Origin of the sequence: Microvirga puerhi (genome assembly GCF_020089865.1) — a bacterium.
Lineage (GTDB): Bacteria > Pseudomonadota > Alphaproteobacteria > Rhizobiales > Beijerinckiaceae > Microvirga > Microvirga puerhi.
The window spans coordinates 54,939-74,814 of sequence record NZ_JAIRBM010000010.1 but is presented as its reverse complement, the minus strand read 5'-3'; the positions used below and the strand labels follow the sequence as shown (position 1 = coordinate 74,814).

Genomic DNA, 19,876 nt, shown 5'->3' with positions numbered 1-19,876 from the left:
CATGGAGAGATAGAACCTGTCCCAGCAGCGCAGGAGCGCACCGGGATCAGGATTGCCTTGGCCTGGCGTCAGGCAGCACGTGGAGAAGGACAGCACCGGATGACCCGGAAAAAGGAGCAGCAGGACGACGACCGAGGCGCGAATGGACCGCGTCGGTTCGCCCTCATGCCTCTCGCTGCAACCCTGCTGACGGGTATCTCATGGCCGGCGCTGGCCGCGGAGCTGCCGCTCTCGCTGACCGACAAGGCGGCGGAACTCGCCGCTCTGCTGCACGGCTGGAAGCTCGAGAACGCAGCCTATTTCGGGCTCTTTTTCGGTCTGGTGGCATTTTCCACCACAACCGCGCTGCTGCTCTTACGCGAGCAGAGGCGCCATGCCCGCGTCGAGCGCGCCCTGCGCGCCGAGATGCTGTCCCTTCGCGGAGCAGACGATCTTGCGAATCTTCTGATGGGATCCGAGCGTCAACTCCTGGTGAGCTGGCAAGGGCGGGACGCGGAACCCCGGTTCGAAGGCGACCCGTCGATCATCGGAAGCGGCGCCCCGGCGCAACGGGCACTTGCCTTCGGTGCCTGGCTGGCCCCGGCCGACGCGGCGGCACTCGATTCAGCTCTCGAACAACTCCGACAGCGAGGTGAGTCGTTCCATCTCACAGCCCGAAGCCTCGCCAACCGATTCCTCGACGTCGAGGGAAGAACGGTCGGCGGACGGGCGATCCTGCGTCTGCGGGACGTGACCATCGACCGGGCGGAGCTTCTGACCGTACGCTCCGATCTCACGGGCGCGCAGGACGACCTGCGTGCCATGACGACCCTGCTCGACGCCATTACCTATCCGCTCTGGATTCGCGACGAGGACGATCGGCTGATCTGGGCGAACCAAGCCTATCTGCGATCCATCGAGGCCGCCAATCTCGCGGATGCCACCTCACGCTCGCTCGATCTCCTGGGTGAGCGCACGCGCGAGGATTCCCTGCGTCAGCGCCAGAACGGCGGCGCCTTCTCGGCGCGCGTCACGACCGTGCTGGCGGGACGACGCTCGATCCTCGACGTGGTAGAGCATCCGACACCGAGCGGCAGCGCCGGCATCGCCATCGACGTGTCAGAACTCGAAGCCGTGCGCACCGACCTGCAGCGTCAGATGGACGCTCATGTCCGCACCCTTGACCAGCTGCCGACGGCGGTCGCGATTTTCGACGGAGCGCAACAGCTCATCTTCAGCAACGCTGCCTATCAGCAGCTCTGGGGCCTCGACAGCGCCTTCCTCGCATCGCGCCCGACAGACGGTGAAGTGCTCGACCGGCTCTATGCTGCACGCAAGCTTCCGGAGCAGGCGGATTTTCGCGCCTGGAAGAACGAGTTTCTGACGAGCTACCGCGCCGTCGACTCGCAGGAAACCTGGTGGCACCTGCCCGACCGCCGCACGCTGCGCGTGGTGATGAATCCAAATCCGCAGGGCGGCGTGACCTATCTGTTCGACGACGTGAGCGAACATATCCAACTCGAATCGCAGGTGACTGCCCTCACCCGCGTCCAGTCGGAGACGCTTGATACATTGAAGGAAGGCGTTGCGGTGTTCGGCTCCGACGGACGCCTCAAACTCTTCAACCGTGCACTCACGGACATGTGGAACCTGCCCACGGAGCTGACGGCCGATCTGCCGCATATCGATGTGCTCATTAAAGCGTGCCGCAAGCTGGCACCGCAGGACGAACCCTGGATCGACATTCGCGGAGCGGTCGCAGGGCTGCCCGACATGCGCATGGGATTCAGCTGCCGCATGGAGCGCCGCGACGGTTCGGCTCTCGACTGCGCCGCGCAACCGCTGCCGGATGGTGCGACACTGTTGACCTTCGTCGACGTCACGGCCAGCGTGAACGTGGAGCGCGCGCTGACCGAGCGCAACGAAGCTTTGGAGAAAGCCTCGCGGCTGCGTGACGAATTCGTGCACCACGTGTCATACGAGCTGCGCTCGCCGCTCACCAACGTCATCGGCTTCGCGCAGCTTCTCGGCGACGAGACGATGGGCACGCTCAACCCCCGTCAGCGCGATTACACCGATCACATCATGCGCTCGTCGGAGTCGCTGCTGGCGATCCTGAACGACATTCTCGATCTCGCATCGATCGATACAGGTTCCCTCGAACTGACGCCAGAAGTCGTCGATATCCGCCCCACGATCGAGGCCGCAATGCGGGGCCTCGAGGACCGTTTGGCGGAGTCGTCCCTCCAGGTGATCATCGACGCGCCCGACGACATCGGCTCCTTCGTCGCCGACGGAAAACGTGTCCGCCAGATTTTGTTCAACCTCCTGTCGAACGCGGTCGGCTTCTCTTCACCGGGACAGAACATCACGGTCTCGGCCCGCAAGCGCGGCGGCGAGGTGATCTTCGAGGTGAAGGACCAGGGCCGCGGCATCCCGCCCGAGATCAAAGCGCGGATCTTCGACCGGTTCGAGAGCCATACCCTGGGGACTCGCCACCGGGGCGTGGGCCTGGGCCTTTCGATCGTGCGCTCCTTCGTGGAGCTGCATGGCGGGCGTATCGAACTGGCCTCCACCCCGGGCGTAGGCACCATCGTGACTTGCATCTTCCCCAACGAACGGTACGAGTCGCCCTCCGATGGCCGCTCCGCGCCCCAGGCGGTGCCACCGCTGGCGGCAGAATAGGGATCGGCGATGGCGAAGGGATTGGCTTTCATGACCGCGCAAGACGACTGGCAGGATCCGACCTGGGTCCTTGCCCTGCCCGACCAGGAGGCCACCGAGCGCCTGGCGCGGCTCCTCATCGACGAACTGCGCCCGGGCGATCTCGTCACCCTGTCGGGCGGCCTCGGGGCCGGCAAGACCACCCTGGCCCGTGCCCTGGTGCGCGGGCTGGCGGGCAATCCCGACCTCGAAGTCCCGAGCCCGACCTTCACGCTGGTCCAATCCTATGAGGGGGCACATCACCCGGTCGTTCACGCCGATTTCTATCGCCTCGGCGGCGGCCAGGAGCTTTACGAGCTCGGATGGGATGAGATGACGGAGAACGCCATCTCGCTCGTGGAGTGGCCGGAGCGGGCCGACGATGCCCTTAAGGCGGAGCGCCTCGACGTCCATCTGGATTTTGCCCCCGGTGGTGCAAACGCGGGGCGCATCGCGATCCTCACGGGGATCGGCGGATTCAGTGGACGACTGCAGCGGCTCAAGGCCTTCCACGCCCTCGTGGATCGCAGCGGCTGGACCGATGCGATCCGGGTTCCCATGCAGAGCGACGCTTCCGTGATCCGCTCCTATGAGCGCCTCGTGAAACCCGATGGGGAAACCTCTCTCCTGATGATTTCCCCGCCGCGGCCCGTCGGACCGCCCGTCCGGCGCGGCAAACCCTATACAACCATCGCGAAGCTGGCCGAGACGGTGCATGCCTTCGTGGCGATGGATAAGGCCCTGCGCGCCCAGGGACTGAGCGCGCCGGAGATCTACGGCGAGGACTTGGACACGGGCCTTCTCATCCTTGAGGATCTCGGCAGCGAGCCTGTCGTGAATACGAATGGCCCGATTCCGGAGCGCTACGCGGAAGCCGTGCGTGTGCTCGCTCACCTGCATGCCGCATCCCTGCCGGACGTACTCCCCGTCACGGAAGGACAGGAATACACGCTGCCGCCCTACGATCTCGAGGCCATGCTGATCGAAGTGGAGCTTCTGCCCGACTGGTACGTGCCACATATCATCGGCAGCCTACTTTCGGGTTCGGCACGGGCTGAGTTCGTCAATCTATGGACCGAAACCCTGGCGGAGATCCTCGCTGGCCCGACGACCTGGACCCTGCGCGACTATCACTCGCCGAACCTGATCTGGATGCCGGAGCGGGAAGGCCTTCAGCGGGTCGGCGTCATCGACTTCCAGGATGCGGTGCTGGGCTCTCCTGCCTACGACGTCGCGTCTCTTCTTCAGGATGCGCGAACGACAGTGTCGCCGGATCTCGAACTGAAGCTGATCGGCCTCTATGCCCGCGAGCGCAAGGCAAGCGATCCGCAATTCGACGTTGCGGCCTTCGCGCGCGCCTACGCCATCATGGGTGCGCAGCGCGCTACGAAGATCCTCGGCATCTTCGCGCGGCTCGACCGCCGCGATGGCAAGCCGCACTACCTCAAGCACCTGCCGCGGATCGAGACCTATCTGGCACGCAATCTTGCCCATCCCGCCCTGTCGCGTCTGCGCGCCTGGTACGAGGCCTACCTGCCGCGCCTCATTCCACATCCTCCCGCCGACGACACTTCCTCCGCGCCCTGAGTTCCTCCTTGCCCGACGTTTCACACGCTGCCCCCACCACCGCCATCGTCCTTGCTGCCGGCCTCGGCAAACGCATGCTGCCGATCACGGCAACGATGCCGAAGCCTTTGGTCCGGGTCGGCGGCCGGACGCTGATCGATTTTGCTCTCGACAAGCTGCACGAGGCAGGCATCGGCAAAGTCGTCGTGAACGTTCATCACTTCGCCGACATGCTCGAAACCCACTTACGCACACGCAAATTGCCGCACATCGTCATTTCCGACGAACGCGATGCGGTGCTGGAGACCGGCGGCGGCGTGAAGAAGGCACTGCCGCTCTTAGGGAACGCGCCCTTCATCACATTCAACTCGGATTCCATCTGGACCGAAGGATCGCAGCCGAATCTTTCGCGTCTCGTCGCGGCCTGGAATCCGGAAACGATGGATGTGCTGATGCTCGTCGCGCCGTTATCCACAAGCATTGGGTATGAGGGGCGCGGCGATTTCAGCATGAATCCGGACGGACGTCTGCAGCGCCGCAAAGGGGACGAATCCGTGCCTTTCGTCTACGCAGGCGTCGCCATCGTGAAGCCGGAACTCGTCACGGACACGCCTGAAGGGCCGTTCTCCGCGAACTTTTTCTACGATCGCGCCATTGCGAGAGGGCGGCTCCACGGGTTGCGCCTCGACGGCCAGTGGCTGCATGTTGGTGAGCCTCAGGCCATTGCCGAGGCGGAAGAGTGCCTTGCCGCCCGCACGCGGTGAGGACTCAGGATGTCGAGCACGCACCGGAATCGAGGATCTGTATCGCCGCAGGGCGACGATCTCTTTTCCGACCGAACCGTGCGCGCTCCCGATCCGTCGAAACACGTCTTTACCGTTCCGACCGGCTGCCCGTTTCTTCCGACCCTCGTCGATGCATTGATGGATGGGCGTCTCGTCGGACCACTCCCGGACGATCCGGCGGCGCTCGCCGATGTCACGCTTTACGTCCCGACGCGACGCGCGACGCGTGCCCTCGTGGCGCTGCTGGCTGAACGCGGTGGCGGACGGGCACAGCTTTTGCCGCGCATCGTGCCGCTCGGAGAAGCGGAAGAGGCCGAGTTCGAACTGACCGGTCTCGAAGGCACGCCGCTCGCCGAAGTCGCGTCCTTGAAGCCGCCGATCCCGCCGCTGGAACGACGCCTCATTCTCACGCGTCTCATCCAGCGCTGGTCGGCGGAGGTCGACCGGACCCTGCTGCAGCTCGGCCCCGACATGCCGTTCCTGGTTCCGGGATCGCCCGCCGACGCGGTCAGCCTCGCAGGCGACCTCGAAACCCTGATGGATGCCTTCACCACGGAAGGGATCGACTGGCATGCTCTCGAAGGGGCCGTTGACGCGGATTATTCGGAGTATTTCCGTATCACCCGCAACTTCGTGCAGATCGTGAGCGAAAACTGGCCGCGCATCCTGGCCGAGCGGCAGGCGAGCGACCCGGCGGCGCGTCGTGGCGCCCTGATCGCGGCTGAAGCCCGACGGCTCCTGCGCGACCGCCCCGACACGCCGATGATCGTCGCCGGCTCGACAGGCTCGATTCCAGCCACCGCCTCGCTGATCGCCGCGATCGCGCGCCTGCCGCGAGGCGCGGTCGTCCTGCCGGGTCTCGACACGGATCTCGACGAGGAGAGCTGGGCGTCGATCGGCGACATTGCCGACAGCGAGACGGATCCGGTGCACAGCCATCCGCAGGCCTCCCTGCGGCGCCTGGTCGATCAACACCTGCGCGTGCCGCGAGCCGGCATCACCATGCTTGGAACGCTGCCGGAAACCGCACGGGCCCGCAATCGGCTCCTGTCCGAAGCCCTGCGGCCCGCGGCGACGACGGATCGCTGGGTGCAGATTCCGACCGACGAACGGCTCGCACTGGCGGATGCAGGCTGTGCGGGCCTCACGGTCATCGAAGCCGCCGACGAACGGGAGGAAGCCTTCGCCATCGCGGTGGCCCTGCGCGAAACCCTCACGGAGCCGGGCCGCACGGCGGCCCTCGTCACGCCCGATCGCGCCCTTGCAACGCGTGTCGCGGCGGAGTTGGCGCGATGGGGCATCGCCGTGGAAGATTCCGCCGGCATTCCCTTGTCCGACACGCCCGCTGGCCGCCTCGCCCGCCTCGCCGCAGATGCGGCAGCGGACGATGTGCAACCACTTGCGGTTCTGGCGCTCCTCGCCCATCCGCTGGTGCGCCTGGGATGGCCGCGCGAGACCGTGGACCGTGCGGCGAGCGTGCTCGAAATCGGCGTCCTGCGCGGTCCGGCGCCAGCGCCTGGCTTCGATGGCATGCGCGCCGCGCTGGCGCAAAACCGCGCGGAGCCGGACCATCGCACGCCCCGTCCGCGTAAGCGCCTGACGCTGGAAGAATGGGATCTCGCCGACGCGCTTCTTCAGCGCCTGGAAGTCGCCTTCGGTGATTTCACGCCAGCCCGTCGCGGTGAGGACATTCTCGATCTCATGGGATTGACGGAAGACCACCGCCGCACGGTCGCTGCCCTCGCGGACAGGCCAGCGGACGAGGCGGAGCGGGAAGATCGCGAGTCTTCCATGGAGGCGCTGGAAGCACTCTTCGACGATCTACAATATTCCGAGATCCGCAAGGAGGAAGATCATCCCCTGCAGGGGCGGTTCGCCGACTATCCCGCGTTCTTCACCACACTCGCCAGACAACAGACCTTGAGCCCTTCGCCCCGCGCGACCCATAAACGTCTGAAGATCTTCGGCCTGCTCGAAGCGCGCCTGCTCTCGGTCGATCGCGTCGTGCTGGGCGGACTCGACGAGGGCACTTGGCCGCCTCGCACGGTGACAGACTCGTTTCTCAATCGCCCCATGCGCGCGCGCATCGGCCTTGCGCCACCCGAACGTCGGATCGGCCAGACGGCGCACGACTTCGTGCAAGCCCTCGGCACGCGCGATGCGATCATCACACGCGCGCAGAAACGCGATGGCTCGCCGATGGTGCCCTCGCGATTTCTCCAGCGCCTGAAGGCATTCACCGGCAAGGGCGCCTGGGAGGGGATGGTTCGCGCGGGCGAACGCTATCGCCACCTCGCGCGCAGTCTCGACATGCCTGCACCCAGCGCGCCTCTTGCGCGTCCGCGGCCGAAACCCGATCCCTCGCTTTTCCCACGCAGCCTGAGCGTCACTGAAATCGAGACGCTGGTGCGCGATCCCTATTCGATCTTCGCCCGCCACATCCTCAAGCTCGACGCCCTGGATGCGATTGCGGTCACGCCCACCGCCGCCGACCGCGGCACGATCATCCACGAGATTCTCGGCACTTTCGCGAAGGACCATCCGCGCGCCCTGCCGGAGCTTGCTCTCGAAGATCTGCTCGGGCGCGGAGCCGAGGCGTTCGGTGCCGTGGAAGAGGCCTTTCCGGAGCTCTATGCGGAATGGTGGCCGCGTTTCACGCGGCTTGCCACCGCTTTCGTGGAGTGGGAGCGGACTCGCCGACCCGATCTCGTCGAGATTTATCCGGAACGGTCCGGCGCGCTGCCGATCCCGCTGGCCGATGGCTCGACGTTCATCTTGCGCGCCCGCGCCGACCGCATCGAACATCGACGTGACGGCGGCTTCACGATCATCGATTTCAAGACCGGTCAGCCTCCGGGCGTGCGCGAGGTCTATGCGGGATTTTCGCCTCAGCTCACGCTCGAAGCCATGATGCTGATGCGTGGCGCCTTCAAGGGCCTTCCGCTTGCGAAGGAAACGCCGGAGCTCGTCTATGTCCACACCACGGGCGGGCGCACGCCGCTCGATCCGCGCGAGATCAAGCCCGGACGTGACGAGACGCGCAGCGTCGCCGAGATCGTGGAAGAACATCGCCGCCGCTTCGAGGGCATGATCGCCCGTTACGCGACCGGCGAGACACCCTATGTGTCGCGCCCCTTCCCGAAGTACGCGCGGCGCTTCTCCGAATACGACCACCTCGCCCGCGTGAAGGAATGGTCGCTCGCCAGCAATGGCGGCGGGGAGGGCTTCGAATGAGCCTCGACCTCGTCGTTCCGGAACACACTAGGGAGGCGCAGCGCCGCGCCGCAGATCCGCGCGCGTCGGCCTGGGTGTCTGCCAATGCGGGTGCCGGCAAGACGAAGGTACTGACGGATCGTGTGGTGCGCCTTCTCCTCGCGGGCTCTCCGCCGGGGCGGATCCTGTGCCTCACCTTCACGAAGGCTGCCGCCGCCAACATGGCGATCCGTGTGTTCGAACGCCTCGGCAAGTGGGTAACGCTCGACGACGAGAGCCTGATAGCCGAATTGACGGAACTCGAAGGTCAGCGCCCCAGCCGCGAACAGTTGCGCCTCGCGCGCACGCTGTTCGCACGGGCCGTTGAGACGCCGGGCGGCCTCAAGATCGATACGATCCACGCCTTCTGCGAGCGGCTTCTCCATCTCGTGCCGTTCGAGGCGAACGTGCCAGCCCGATTTGCCGTGCTCGATGAGAGCCAGACCGACGAAATGCTGGCGCAGGAGACCGCAAACGTGCTCGCCGATGCGGCGAGCGGAAATTATCCCGAACTGAACGATGCGCTCGCCGTTGTGGGCACGGAAGCGGCCGGCGATGCCTTGGCAAACGCCCTCAACGGGGCTTTGCGCTGCAAGAGTTTCCTGCACCACGACGGAGGACTCGCCGCGGGCCTTATACGCGTGCGCGCGGCGCTCGGTCTTGGCACCGACGAGGATCTCGTCACGATCGAACGGTGCATGCTCGAAGACGGTCTGGCACCCTCCGAATGGCCCGGAATCGCTCAGGAGTTGCTCAGAGGCAAGAAGACCGACCAGAAGCGCGGAGAGTTTCTGTCACAGGCGGCTCTCGCAAACGCCCATGACGACAAGCTGCAGCGCTACCTGTCGGTGTTCTTCAACAAGGACGGCACGAAGGCGAAAGGGTCGGCCTTCCTCACGAAGGATGTCGATGTCGCCCTCCTTGAGCGAATGCTAGAGGAGCAGGAGCGCCTCGCACGACTCGACGACAAGCGCAGGGCAGCGCGTGCGCTGGAGCGCACGACGGCGCTGTTCACGCTGGCCGCTGAGATCGGCGCGCGCGTGGAGCGCGCGAAAGCGCGCTATGGCGCGCTCGACTTCCAGGATCTCATCGAGAAAACGCTGACGCTGCTCACCCGGCACGATGCGGGCTGGATCCTCTACAAGCTCGATCGCGGCATCGACCATGTGCTGGTCGACGAGGCGCAGGACACCAATCCCGAGCAATGGGAGATCCTGCGCAGGGTCACGGAGGATTTCACTGCCGGGCATGGCGCGCGCGGCCAGCGGATCCGCACGCTCTTCGCCGTGGGTGATCCGAAACAGTCGATCTATGGCTTCCAAGGCGCGGCGCCGCAGGAATTCGAGGCGAGCCGACAGGCGTGGGCGCGCAAGGTTGCGGATGCCGAGCTGAGCTTCGAGGACGTGCGCCTGACTGTGTCGTTCCGCTCGACGAAGGCGGTGCTCACGGCCGTCGACTCTACCTTCTCGGTAGCGGAAAACTTCAAGGGCCTGTCCTTCGAGGATCAGGCCATCGGCACGGTTCACGAAACCGCGCGGCCACATGCGCCCGGGCTCGTGGAGCTCTGGCCGACCGAGACGCCGGCGGAGGAAGAGGAACCGGAAGCCTGGGTCCTGCCTCTCGACGCGCAGGAGCAGCACGCGCCTCCGGTCATGGTCGCCAAGCGCATCGCGAAGGCCGTCCAGACCTGGACCACCAAAGGCGACGCGCAGGGTCGGCACTGGTCGGCAGGCGACATCCTGGTCCTGGTGCGTAAACGCGGCGCGGCATTCGAGGCGGTGATCCGCGCCCTCAAGGAAGCCGACGTGCCGGTGGCCGGTGCCGACCGGCTCAATATCGGCGAGCACATTGCCGTGCTCGATCTCGTCGCGGCCGGCCGTGCCGCCCTGCTGCCGGACGACGACCTCACGCTCGCCACCGCACTCAAGTCGCCCCTGGTCGGGCTGACGGACGACGATCTGATCCGCATCGCCGCTGATCGATCCGAGAGCGAATCCCTGTTCGCGGCCCTCGGACGCCACGCACAGGCCGGCGACAAGGCAGCTTTGATCAGCCTCGACGCGCTCGGGGCCTGGCGCGGCCTTGCCCGCGTGCACGGGCCCTTCGGCTTCTTCGCCACGCTGCTCGGGCCAATGCATGGGCGCGCGAAACTCGTCGCGCGGCTTGGCAGCGAAGCAGGCGATGCCATCGATGCCTTCCTGTGTGCCGCTCACCAGTCGGAGCAGACCGAAACGCCCTCCCTCACGGTGTTCCTGAACCGGTTCGAATCCGCCTCTCACACCATCAAGCGCGACCTCGATTCCACCAACAACGAGGTGCGGGTGATGACCGTGCACGGGGCCAAGGGCCTCGAGGCGCCTGTGGTGATCCTCATCGACGGCTGCGACGTGCTCGGCCGCGATCCGCCTCTGCTCCAGCTGCCGACCTTCCGTGGCGATGCCGTGCCGGTCTGGGCGCCTGCCAGGAATTCCGATTGCAAGGCCACCGGAGCGGCGCGCGATGCTCTGAGAGCCAAGGGGCTCGAAGAGCACAACCGGCTTCTCTACGTGGCGATGACCCGCGCCAAGGACCGGCTCGTCATTGCTCCCTATCAGACAAGCCACAAGGATTCGCCCCAGGAAGCTTGGTGCGAGATGGTCCGACGTGGCTGGCTCTCCGCCCATCACGGCAAGGAACTGCCGGCGGCCCCGTTCGAACCCCTGATCCTGTGGCAGGATGGGGCGGCGGGTGCCGCCAGGGATCGCGACGAGGCCGCTGCGCTGGTTTCTGCGGAGCTTCCGGACTGGTTGCTCCGGATCGCCGATCCGGAGCCGGAACCCCTGCCACCGATCCGCCCGTCGAGTGCCCTCGGAGCAGCGGATCGCATGACGCGCCCGGGGGATGGCCCCTATGCGCCGGAAGCACGGCTGCGCGGCACCCTGATCCACACGCTCCTGGAGCGTCTCCCCGCCCTGCCGCAGAACCACCGGGAAACGATGGCGCGCGCCTATGTGAAAGCCCGTGCACCGCGCCTGCCGGAGGACCTCCGCGAGGCCATCGTCGTCCAGGCCCTCGGCGTCCTCGATCACGCGGCAATCGGCCCTCTCTTCGGCCCGGGCTCTCGTGCGGAAGCGCCGATCGCGGGCCAGATCGTCACGCCGGACGGGCCGCTCATGGTGTCGGGCCAGATCGATCGCCTGGCCATTCTCGACCGGGAAGTTCTGGTGGCGGATTTCAAGACCACGGCGCGCCCGCCCCGGCCTGGCCAAGCACCACCGCGCTCCTACGTGGCCCAGCTCGCCCTGTACCGGCGGCTCCTGCAGGAGATCTATCCGGACAAGACCATACGGGCCTTTCTGGTCTGGACGGCAGGACCCGTTATCCACGAGATGTTGGAGGCGGAGATGAACCAAGTACTAACCATTGTGGCTGCATGACCGGTGGCCGATGCGGTGCCGTTGCTTGATTCCCTCTTGGGCCGTTCTTACCTTGATGGAATCGTTGAGCGGCTCGCGACTGAGTCGCACTGAAATTGACAAAGGTGATGGTATGGCGACCGTGAAGGTAACCGACGCGAGCTTCTCGCAGGACGTCCTGAATTCCTCCGAGCCCGTCGTGGTCGACTTCTGGGCCGAGTGGTGCGGCCCCTGCCGTATGATCGGCCCGGCCCTGGAGGAAATCTCCAACGAGATGGCCGGCAAGGTGAAGATCGCAAAGCTCAACGTGGACGAGAATCCCCAGATCTCCTCCCAGCTCGGCATCCGGTCGATCCCGGCCCTGATGATGTTCAAGGACGGCAAGGTGGTGGCCCAGAAGATCGGCGCCGCTCCGAAGGGTGATCTCGCCAAGTGGATCCAGGCCTCGGCCTGATCCCTCCATTCCACGGAATATGAAAGGGGCCTTCGGGCCCCTTTTTCGTATCGCCTCCGGCAAGCTTGCGTTTCACGAGGCCATGGCGGGGTCCGGACCTGCATGCTAAGCCTTGTCATAGGGAGAGATACCTATGATCCGAACCATCGTCCTCGCCGCTGTCCTGCCCTTGTTCCTGACGGCTTGTGTGACACAGCAGCAGCGGGAACAGGTTGCCGCCTGCAATGCGCAGACTTTCAAGACCAATGCCGAAAAGGTCGTATGTCTGAACGCGGCGGAAACATCCCTCTCGGCGGACCTGAAGAATAAGCGCCTCGAACTCGCCAGGCGGGTCGATACCGGCCAGATCAGCCTCGATGAAGGGAATCAGCTTTATCGGGCCCAAGTCCTTGAGGCCCGCGAGCAGCAGCGGCGTACTGCCAATGCCGGCATGATGGGCGCCATGATCGGAGCCGGCATCCGGTGATTTTTTGAGGATGTCATGATCCGCTTCGTGCCGGCCCTCGCGTCGCTGATACTCCTCGGATCGATACCGGCCCAGGCCATGGCTTTTGAGCATCGGGACGCGTTCTTGCGCAGCTTGCGCGACCAGATCTCCCGCTGCTACATGGCGCCGATCGGCGCCTCATCAGCCAGGGTCCGTCTGGAGATTCGTCTGAGGCGCGACGGTTCCCTTGCGGGTCCAGTGAAGGTTATCGGGCAAGCGCCAGATACGGCCACCGCCAAGGCCGCCATCCGCTCCATTCAGCGCTGTTCGCCGTTTCAGTTCGGAGCCGAGTTCCGCTCCTCCTACGATCAGTGGAAACGACTGCAGATTGAGTTCGAAACATCGCAGTGACAGGCGAAGCGCTCCTTGATGGGCCGAGGGCGCCGGTGATCCGCGCCCTATTCCGGCAACGTGCCGTTCGCCGCTAGTACTTCGCCCGCCAGATAAAGCGAGCCGCAGATCAGGATCCGGGGCGGACGATCCCAGACATAGTTATGCAGTGAGGCCAGTGCCGCTTCGACGCTGGCCTTCGTCGAGACTGTGAGGCCGACGCTCGCGGCGATGCTCGCCACCTCCTCGGCCGGCCGAGCGGCGATCTGGCCGGGAATCGGAACGGCGATCACCTCGCGGGCGAGACCGAGGAAATTGTGGAAGAAGGCTTCCGAATCCTTGGTGCCGAGCATGCCGGCGATGAGCACCAGGGGCGCATCTGAGCTTTCGCTCCGGTCCGCCATGGCGGCGGCGAGCACCCGGCCGCCATCGGCATTGTGGCCGCCATCGAGCCAGAGTTCGCAGCCTTCCGGTGCGATCTCCGGCAGACGGCCCTTGGAGAGCCGCTGCAGGCGGCCCGGCCATTCGGCGCGGGTCAAACCGGCCTCGAAGGCTGCGGTCTCGAACTGGTCGAAGCCGGCCACCCGAAGGGCCGCGATCGCCGTGCCGGCATTGATGAACTGGTGACGTCCGACGAGTTTTGGGCGCGGCAAGTCGAGCAGCCCCTTCTCGTCCTGGTAGACGAGACGCCCGCGCTCCTCGTGAACCGAGAAATCCTGCGCACCGACCATGATAGGCGATGCGCCGACCCGCTCGGCCTCTTCGCGCAGCGTCTCGTCCGCCGCCACATAGTCCTGAGCGGCGATGACGGCGGGGCAGCCGCGCTTGAAGATGCCGGCCTTCTCGCGGGCGATGCCTTCGAGAGTCGTGCCGAGATATTCCGCATGGTCGTGACCGATGGAGGTGACGACCGCAGCCGCCGGAGCGTCGATGACGTTCGTGGCGTCAAAGCGGCCACCAAGACCCACCTCCAGCAGCAGCACGTCCGCAGGTTCCTCCGAGAAGAGCAGGAGCGCCGCGGCGGTGGTAATTTCGAAGACGGTGATCGGCGCGCCCGCGTTCACCTTCTCGCAGCGGCGCAAGGCCTCGACGAGACGATCCTCCTCCACATAGCGCCCGCCACCGAGGCGGCCGAGGCGGATGCGCTCGTGGAAGCGCACCAGATGAGGCGAGGTATAGACATGGACCGCAAGGCCGGCGCTCTCCAGGATCGCCCGCATGAACGCAATGGTGGAGCCCTTGCCGTTGGTGCCGGCGACATGGATCACCGGCGGCAATCGCCGCTCGGGATGGCCCAGCTGCGCGAGAAGCTGCTGAATGCGCCCGAGCGACAGATCGATGGTCTTCGGGTGCAGGGCGAGAAAGCGCGCGATCAGCGCATCCGAGGAATCCATCACCCTGCTCTTCTCCGTTAGGCAGCCTTGGCCGGAGCCTTGGTGAAAAGGCGCGCGAGCCGAGCGACGGTAGGCTTCACCTCATGCCGGTGAATGACCATGTCGACCATGCCGTGGTCCCTCAGGTACTCGGCACGCTGGAAGCCGTCGGGAAGCTTCTCGCGGATCGTCTGTTCGATCACCCGCGGACCGGCAAAGCCGATGAGCGCGCCAGGCTCTGCCAGATGCACGTCGCCGAGCATGGCATAGGAAGCCGTCACGCCACCCGTGGTGGGGTTCGTCAGCACGACGATGTAGGGCAGGCGCGCGTCGCGCAGGCGCCGCACCGCCACCGTGGTGCGCGGCAACTGCATGAGGGACAGGATGCCCTCCTGCATGCGGGCACCGCCGGAACCGGCGAAGAGAATGTAAGGCGTCTTCTTCTCGAGAGCGGTCTCGGCTCCCTTCACGAAGGCCTCACCGGCCGCCATGCCGAGCGAGCCGCCCATGAAGCCGAAATCCTGGACCGCGATGGTCATCGGCACATCTTCGACGCGGCCGAAACCGACCTTGAAGGCATCCTGCTGGCCGGTCTTGGCGCGGGCGTCCTTCAGGCGGTCCACATAGCGCTTCTCGTCGCGGAACTTGAGCGGATCGACAGGAGCTTCCGGAAGGGCCACGTCGAGCCAGGTGCCGCCATCGAACATCAGGCCCAGGCGCTGGGTCGCCGAGATGCGCATGTGATGGTTCGAACCGGGAATAACCCATTGGTTCGCTTCCACGTCCTTGTGGAACACCACCTGCCCCGTATCCGGGCACTTGATCCAGAGATTGTCCGGCGTCTCGCGCTTGAAGAGCGTCTTGATCTTCGGACGGACGACTTCGGAAATCCAGTTCATGATTCGTAATCCTTCCTGTCAGCGGCCTGCCAGAGCCCACATCCTGAGGAGGACCGTCAGGTCCGTCTCGAAGGACGAGGGCGTCCTCGGTGCCCGCTGGAAGCGCATCCTGATCCTTCGAGACGCCGCTTCGCGGCTCCTCAGGACGAGGATGCTCGTGATTTTACGCCGCCGCGCGCTTCGCCACCGAGCGCACGCCTTCGCTCAAGTCCTTCACCAATGTGGTGACGGCATCGACCGTGCGCGAGGTGGCGCGCCCTTCGGCATCGAGCGTGCCCTTCAGGGCATCGATCAGCGCCGTGCCGACCACGACGCCGTCCGCGCCCTTCGCCACCGCCGCCGCATGGGCGCCGTTCTTCACGCCGAAGCCCACCACCACGGGTAGAGGCGTGTGGCGCTTGATCCGCTCCACCGCCGTGGCGACCTTGCCGAAATCGGGGGTCGCCGCGCCGGTGATGCCGGTGATGGAAACGTAATAAACGAACCCGGCCGTGTTGGCGAGCACCGTCGGCAGACGCTGGTCATCCGTGGTCGGGGTCGCGAGGCGGATGAAGGCGAGGCCCGCCTTCAGGGCAGGCAGGCAGAGTTCGTCGTCTTCCTCAGGCGGCAGATCGACCACGATCAGCCCATCGACACCCGCCGCCTTGGCATCAGTCAGGAACCGGTCGACGCCATAGACATAGATTGGATTGAAATAGCCCATGAGGATCACGGGCGTGTCGGCGTCCTCGGCCCGGAAGCGCCGGACGAGCTCCAGGGTCTTGATCGTATCCTGCCCCACCTTCAGGGCCCGCAGGCCGGCTGCCTGGATCGACGGGCCGTCGGCCATCGGATCCGTGAAGGGCAGGCCGAATTCGACAATGTCGGCGCCGGCCTTCGGCAGCTGTTGCAGGATCTGCAGCGAGGTCTCGGGATCCGGGTCCCCCGCCATGATGTAGGTGACGAGGGCGGCGCGGCCTTCCGCGCGGCATTTCTCGAAACGGGCTTCGATGCGCTTGGTCATCAGAGTTACTTGCCTAACTTGCAGAGAGCTCGGTTGAACGAACCGTCAACCGTTTGCGGAGCCTCGTACTTGTTCTCGCCCGGCTTCACCGTGAGCCGCGCAATGGAGAATTGCTTAACGAGCTTGTCGCCATCATGGAACTCGCACCGCACATTGCGGACATCCACGCTCGTATCGTTCGGGTTCATGAGTTGCAGGAAAATCTTGGTGCTCAGGACTTTTTCCGAACCGGAACTTCTGTGAATGGCTCTCTCGACCGACAGTCCCTTATTTTCAACGGGCTTCAGGGTTGCCGCGAGGCAGGCTCCTGCTCCCAGGGACAGAAAGCCGAAGGCAATCACGACCCGGCTCAAAGCTTCACCCCAAGGATATCCGCGATCTGAGGAACGTCCTTGTCGCCGCGGCCGCTGATGTTGACGACCATCAGGTGGTCCTTGGGCTTTTTCGGCGCGAGTTCGATCACCTTGGCGAGCGCGTGGCTCGATTCCAGCGCCGGCAAGATGCCCTCGAGCCGCGAGCAGAGCTGGAAGGCGTCGAGCGCCTCCTGGTCGGTTGCGGAAATGTAGTTCACCCGGCCCACATCGTGCAGCCAGGAGTGCTCCGGACCGATGCCGGGATAGTCGAGACCCGCCGAAATCGAGTGGGCGTCCTGGATCTGCCCGTCCTCGTTCATCAGGAGATAGGTGCGGTTGCCGTGCAGGACCCCCGGGCGCCCGCCCGTCAGCGAGGCCGCATGCAGCTTGTCGAGCCCGTGGCCCGCCGCTTCGACGCCGTAGATTTCCACGCCTCGGTCATCGAGGAAGGGGTGAAACAGGCCGATGGCGTTGGAGCCGCCGCCGACGCAGGCGATGAGCGAATCCGGCAGGCGCCCTTCCGCCTGCTGCATCTGCTCGCGGGTCTCGTTGCCGATGACGCACTGGAAGTCGCGCACCATGGCCGGATAAGGATGCGGACCGGCCACCGTGCCGATGCAGTAGAAGGTGTCGGCGACGTTGGTGACCCAGTCGCGCAGGGCCTCGTTCATGGCGTCCTTGAGGGTCTTCGTGCCGGACTGCACCGGCACCACCTTGGCGCCCAGCATGTTCATGCGGAAGACGTTGGGCTTCTGCCGCTCCACGTCGACGGCGCCCATATAGACGATGCATTCCAGCCCGTAGCGGGCGCACAGCGTGGCGGTCGCGACCCCGTGCTGGCCGGCGCCGGTCTCGGCGATGATGCGCTTCTTGCCCATGCGGCGGGCGAGAAGGATCTGGCCCAGCACGTTGTTCACCTTGTGCGCGCCGGTGTGGTTCAGCTCTTCGCGCTTGAAGTACACCTTCGCGCCGCCCGATAGGCCGGCGGCCATCGAAACCTCACGAAGATGTTCGGTCATGCGCTCGGCGAAATAGAGCGGGCTCGGGCGGCCGATGTAATGGGTCATCATCGACGCCATCTCGGCATGGAAGGCCGGATCGGCCTTGGCCTCGTTATAGGCCTTCTCCAGGTCGAGGATGAGCGGCATCAGCGTCTCGGCCACGAAACGGCCGCCGAACATACCGAAATGACCGCGCTCGTCCGGCCCGGTGCGGAAGGAATTGGGTTGCGCCTGAGCTGTCACGCCTGTCCTGCCTTGCACTGTTGAGCATTCGTCGAAAACGCGGGAATAGCGGATTTCCGAGCGGAATGCGCGTTTTTATTGCCCCTTCGCGGCATATGCCGCACGGGCAGCTTTGATGAAAGCCTCGATCCGGGCTGGATCCTTGATCCCGGGCGCGCTCTCCACTCCCGACGACACGTCGACCGCCTTCGCGCCGGTGAGGCGGATGGCCTCCGCCACGTTGTCGGAAGTGAGCCCTCCTGACAGCATGAAGGCGGTGTCAGGGTCAAGCTTGGTCAGGAGTCGCCAGTCGAATGGCAGACCGTTGCCGCCGGGGAGCGCCCCTGACGTGCGCGGCGGCTTGGCGTCGAGGAGAAGAAGATCAGACAGGGCGCCATAGGACGCGATCCCCGCGAGATCCGCCTCCTCGGCGATACCTAGGGCCTTGATGATCTGTCGCCCGAAGCGGTCGCGGATTTCCCTGATACGGTCTTCCGTCTCATGGCCGTGGAGCTGCAGGAATTCGGGGTCGATGGCCTCGACCGCCTCCGCGATGGCGGCATCATCCGCATCGACGAGAAGCACGACCCGTTGTGCCCGGCCTGCCGCCTGACGGGACAGAGCCCGAGCCTGATCGAGGCCGACATGACGCGGGCTTTTGGGGAAGCGCGCGAAGCCGATGAAATCGGCGCCCGCGCTCAACGCGACGTCGAGGGTCTCGGGCGTGGAGATCCCGCAGATCTTGATGAGGCCGTCCATGGGCGGGATCCTATGCCTTTTGGCCGATCTTCTGCCACACCAGCATCGCCGCAGCCAGATCTTCCAGCGCCGCCCCGACCGATTTGAAGGCCGTGATTGCTACATTCGCCCGCTTCAGCGGGTCACGGCAGAGGCTTGCGAGATCGCCCTGCACGTGACTTTCCGGAATCGCGCCGCTCTTGATGGCGATTGCGACGTCGCCGCCTTCGTGCTTGGCGGCCGGAGTATCGATATAGACCTGGGCCCGACGCAAGGCCTCGTCATCCGCCTCGCGCATCGAGAGGTTAAAGGCGCCGACGAGATCGAGATGCGTGCCCTCCTTGAGCCATGCGCCCTTGACGATCGGTGCTGAGGACAGGGTGGCGCAGGAAACGAGATCGGCGCCGCGGACGGCCTTTTCGAGATCCGACGCCGCAGTCACGGGCAGACCCTCGGCGCGAAGCGTGGCCGCGAGGCTTTCGGCTTTCTCGGGGCGGTGATTCCAGAGCGCCACCTCCCGGATCGGACGCTGGCTCATATGGGCGCGGATGAGGAATGGCGCGAGCGCTCCAGCGCCAACCATGACCATGCGCTCGGTATCCTCGCGGGCCAGGTACCGGGCCGCCAAGGCCGATGCGGCAGCAGTGCGCCAGACGGTCAATCGCGTGCCGTCGAGGGCGGCCAGAGGCGTTCCGGTCGCACCGTCGATGAGCAGGTAAGTGCCCATGACGCTGGGAAGGTTTTTGGCGCCGTTTTCCGGGAAGACGGAAACGATCTTCACGCCGACGAACCCATTGGCCGCCGTAGGACCGGTCCAGGCAGGCATGAGAAGGAGCGTCGCGGGGGTGCCGGGACGCTCGATCTCATGGTGATGCCGGACCGGGGTGACCAAGTCCCCCCTGAAGGCGTCGCCGAGGGCTTCAATCAGGTCAGGGAATCCGAGAGCCTGATCGATCTCGGCAGCGGTAATGACACGCATGGAAGCTCAGAAAGTCGGGGTGCGGGAGGTCGGAAGCGCCGGCACGGAGGACGTGTTCCGGCCCTGCGTGCGCAGGCGCTCCGTCTCGCTGCGCAGTTGAGTCACCTCGCGACGGAACTGACGGCGCGCGCGACGGTGCTTCCCTTGCGCAAGCCATGTAGCCGCGCCGCCGATCACCACGCCGACCATGACGGCAGCGAAGATGACGGCGAACAGAGGCAGCTGTGCGGCGAATTCCGGAACGTCGCGGGAAAACGGATCGAGCGACAGGGTCACGGGCTCCCGGTTTGCCACGGCGAGCAGAACGATCAGGACAGCGACGGGCAGAAGGATGAGCGCCTTGAGAAAGCGAATCAC

The 19,876-nt window shown here is 65.4% G+C and carries 16 protein-coding genes; 8 read left to right on the top strand and 8 right to left on the bottom strand.

Features of this window, described 5'->3' with window-relative positions; translation table 11 throughout:
- The first annotated feature begins 99 nt into the window (after positions 1-99).
- The 8 genes from K9B37_RS14595 to tolA all read left to right on the top strand — a co-directional run bounded on the left by K9B37_RS14595 (position 100) and on the right by tolA (position 12,972).
- Positions 100-2,664: a sensor histidine kinase gene (locus K9B37_RS14595; RefSeq protein ID WP_224313981.1), complete on the top strand. Its 2,565-nt coding sequence runs from the start codon at positions 100-102 to the stop codon at positions 2,662-2,664.
- 30 nt (positions 2,665-2,694) lie between these two features.
- The gene (gene tsaE, locus K9B37_RS14590) at positions 2,695-4,269 is read left to right on the top strand and encodes a tRNA (adenosine(37)-N6)-threonylcarbamoyltransferase complex ATPase subunit type 1 TsaE (protein ID WP_224313979.1); all 1,575 of its coding nucleotides are present in this window, start codon (positions 2,695-2,697) and stop codon (positions 4,267-4,269) included.
- An 8-nt stretch (positions 4,270-4,277) separates the two neighbouring features.
- Complete coding sequence (locus K9B37_RS14585) at positions 4,278-5,012, top strand: nucleotidyltransferase family protein (RefSeq protein ID WP_224313977.1); 735 nt, start codon at positions 4,278-4,280, stop codon at positions 5,010-5,012.
- A gap of 9 nt (positions 5,013-5,021) precedes the next feature.
- Positions 5,022-8,267 carry a double-strand break repair protein AddB gene (gene addB / locus K9B37_RS14580; protein WP_224313975.1) on the top strand — a complete coding sequence of 1,082 codons (3,246 nt, stop codon included), beginning with the start codon at positions 5,022-5,024 and terminating at the stop codon, positions 8,265-8,267.
- A complete protein-coding gene (gene addA, locus K9B37_RS14575; protein ID WP_224313973.1) occupies positions 8,264-11,701 on the top strand; it encodes a double-strand break repair helicase AddA in 3,438 nt (1,145 codons plus the stop codon). Before addB ends, addA begins: the two co-directional genes overlap by 4 nt.
- Positions 11,702-11,813: 112 nt before the next feature.
- Positions 11,814-12,134, top strand: a complete 321-nt coding sequence (gene trxA / locus K9B37_RS14570) for a thioredoxin (RefSeq protein WP_224313971.1) — start codon at positions 11,814-11,816, stop codon at positions 12,132-12,134.
- Between the two features lie 133 nt (positions 12,135-12,267).
- Positions 12,268-12,600, top strand: coding sequence for a hypothetical protein (locus tag K9B37_RS14565; protein WP_224313969.1), 333 nt, complete (start codon positions 12,268-12,270; stop codon positions 12,598-12,600).
- Between the two features lie 15 nt (positions 12,601-12,615).
- On the top strand, positions 12,616-12,972 hold the full coding sequence (gene tolA, locus K9B37_RS14560) for a cell envelope integrity protein TolA (RefSeq protein WP_224313968.1): 357 nt from the start codon (positions 12,616-12,618) through the stop codon (positions 12,970-12,972).
- 47 nt (positions 12,973-13,019) lie between these two features.
- Here tolA and K9B37_RS14555 read toward each other — a convergent pair whose 3' ends face one another.
- From K9B37_RS14555 to K9B37_RS14520, 8 genes are all read right to left on the bottom strand, one after another.
- Positions 13,020-14,345, bottom strand: a complete 1,326-nt coding sequence (locus K9B37_RS14555) for a bifunctional folylpolyglutamate synthase/dihydrofolate synthase (RefSeq protein ID WP_224313966.1) — start codon at positions 14,343-14,345, stop codon at positions 13,020-13,022.
- A 17-nt stretch (positions 14,346-14,362) separates the two neighbouring features.
- Positions 14,363-15,223, bottom strand: a complete 861-nt coding sequence (gene accD / locus K9B37_RS14550; protein ID WP_224313964.1) for an acetyl-CoA carboxylase, carboxyltransferase subunit beta — start codon at positions 15,221-15,223, stop codon at positions 14,363-14,365.
- A gap of 163 nt (positions 15,224-15,386) precedes the next feature.
- Entirely contained in the window at positions 15,387-16,226 is an 840-nt protein-coding gene (trpA, locus tag K9B37_RS14545; protein ID WP_224313963.1) for a tryptophan synthase subunit alpha, read from the bottom strand.
- A gap of 5 nt (positions 16,227-16,231) precedes the next feature.
- Positions 16,232-16,579: a hypothetical protein gene (locus tag K9B37_RS14540; RefSeq protein ID WP_224313961.1), complete on the bottom strand. Its 348-nt coding sequence runs from the start codon at positions 16,577-16,579 to the stop codon at positions 16,232-16,234.
- Complete coding sequence (trpB, locus tag K9B37_RS14535; RefSeq protein WP_224314145.1) at positions 16,576-17,760, bottom strand: tryptophan synthase subunit beta; 1,185 nt, start codon at positions 17,758-17,760, stop codon at positions 16,576-16,578. The genes K9B37_RS14540 and trpB overlap by 4 nt, the downstream gene beginning before the upstream one ends.
- A gap of 138 nt (positions 17,761-17,898) precedes the next feature.
- Complete coding sequence (locus K9B37_RS14530) at positions 17,899-18,561, bottom strand: phosphoribosylanthranilate isomerase (RefSeq protein ID WP_224313959.1); 663 nt, start codon at positions 18,559-18,561, stop codon at positions 17,899-17,901.
- Positions 18,562-18,571: 10 nt separating this feature from the next.
- Positions 18,572-19,519: a bifunctional Delta(1)-pyrroline-2-carboxylate/Delta(1)-piperideine-2-carboxylate reductase gene (gene lhpI, locus K9B37_RS14525; RefSeq protein ID WP_224313957.1), complete on the bottom strand. Its 948-nt coding sequence runs from the start codon at positions 19,517-19,519 to the stop codon at positions 18,572-18,574.
- Between the two features lie 6 nt (positions 19,520-19,525).
- Positions 19,526-19,876 carry a lipopolysaccharide assembly protein LapA domain-containing protein gene (locus tag K9B37_RS14520; protein WP_224313956.1) on the bottom strand — a complete coding sequence of 117 codons (351 nt, stop codon included), beginning with the start codon at positions 19,874-19,876 and terminating at the stop codon, positions 19,526-19,528.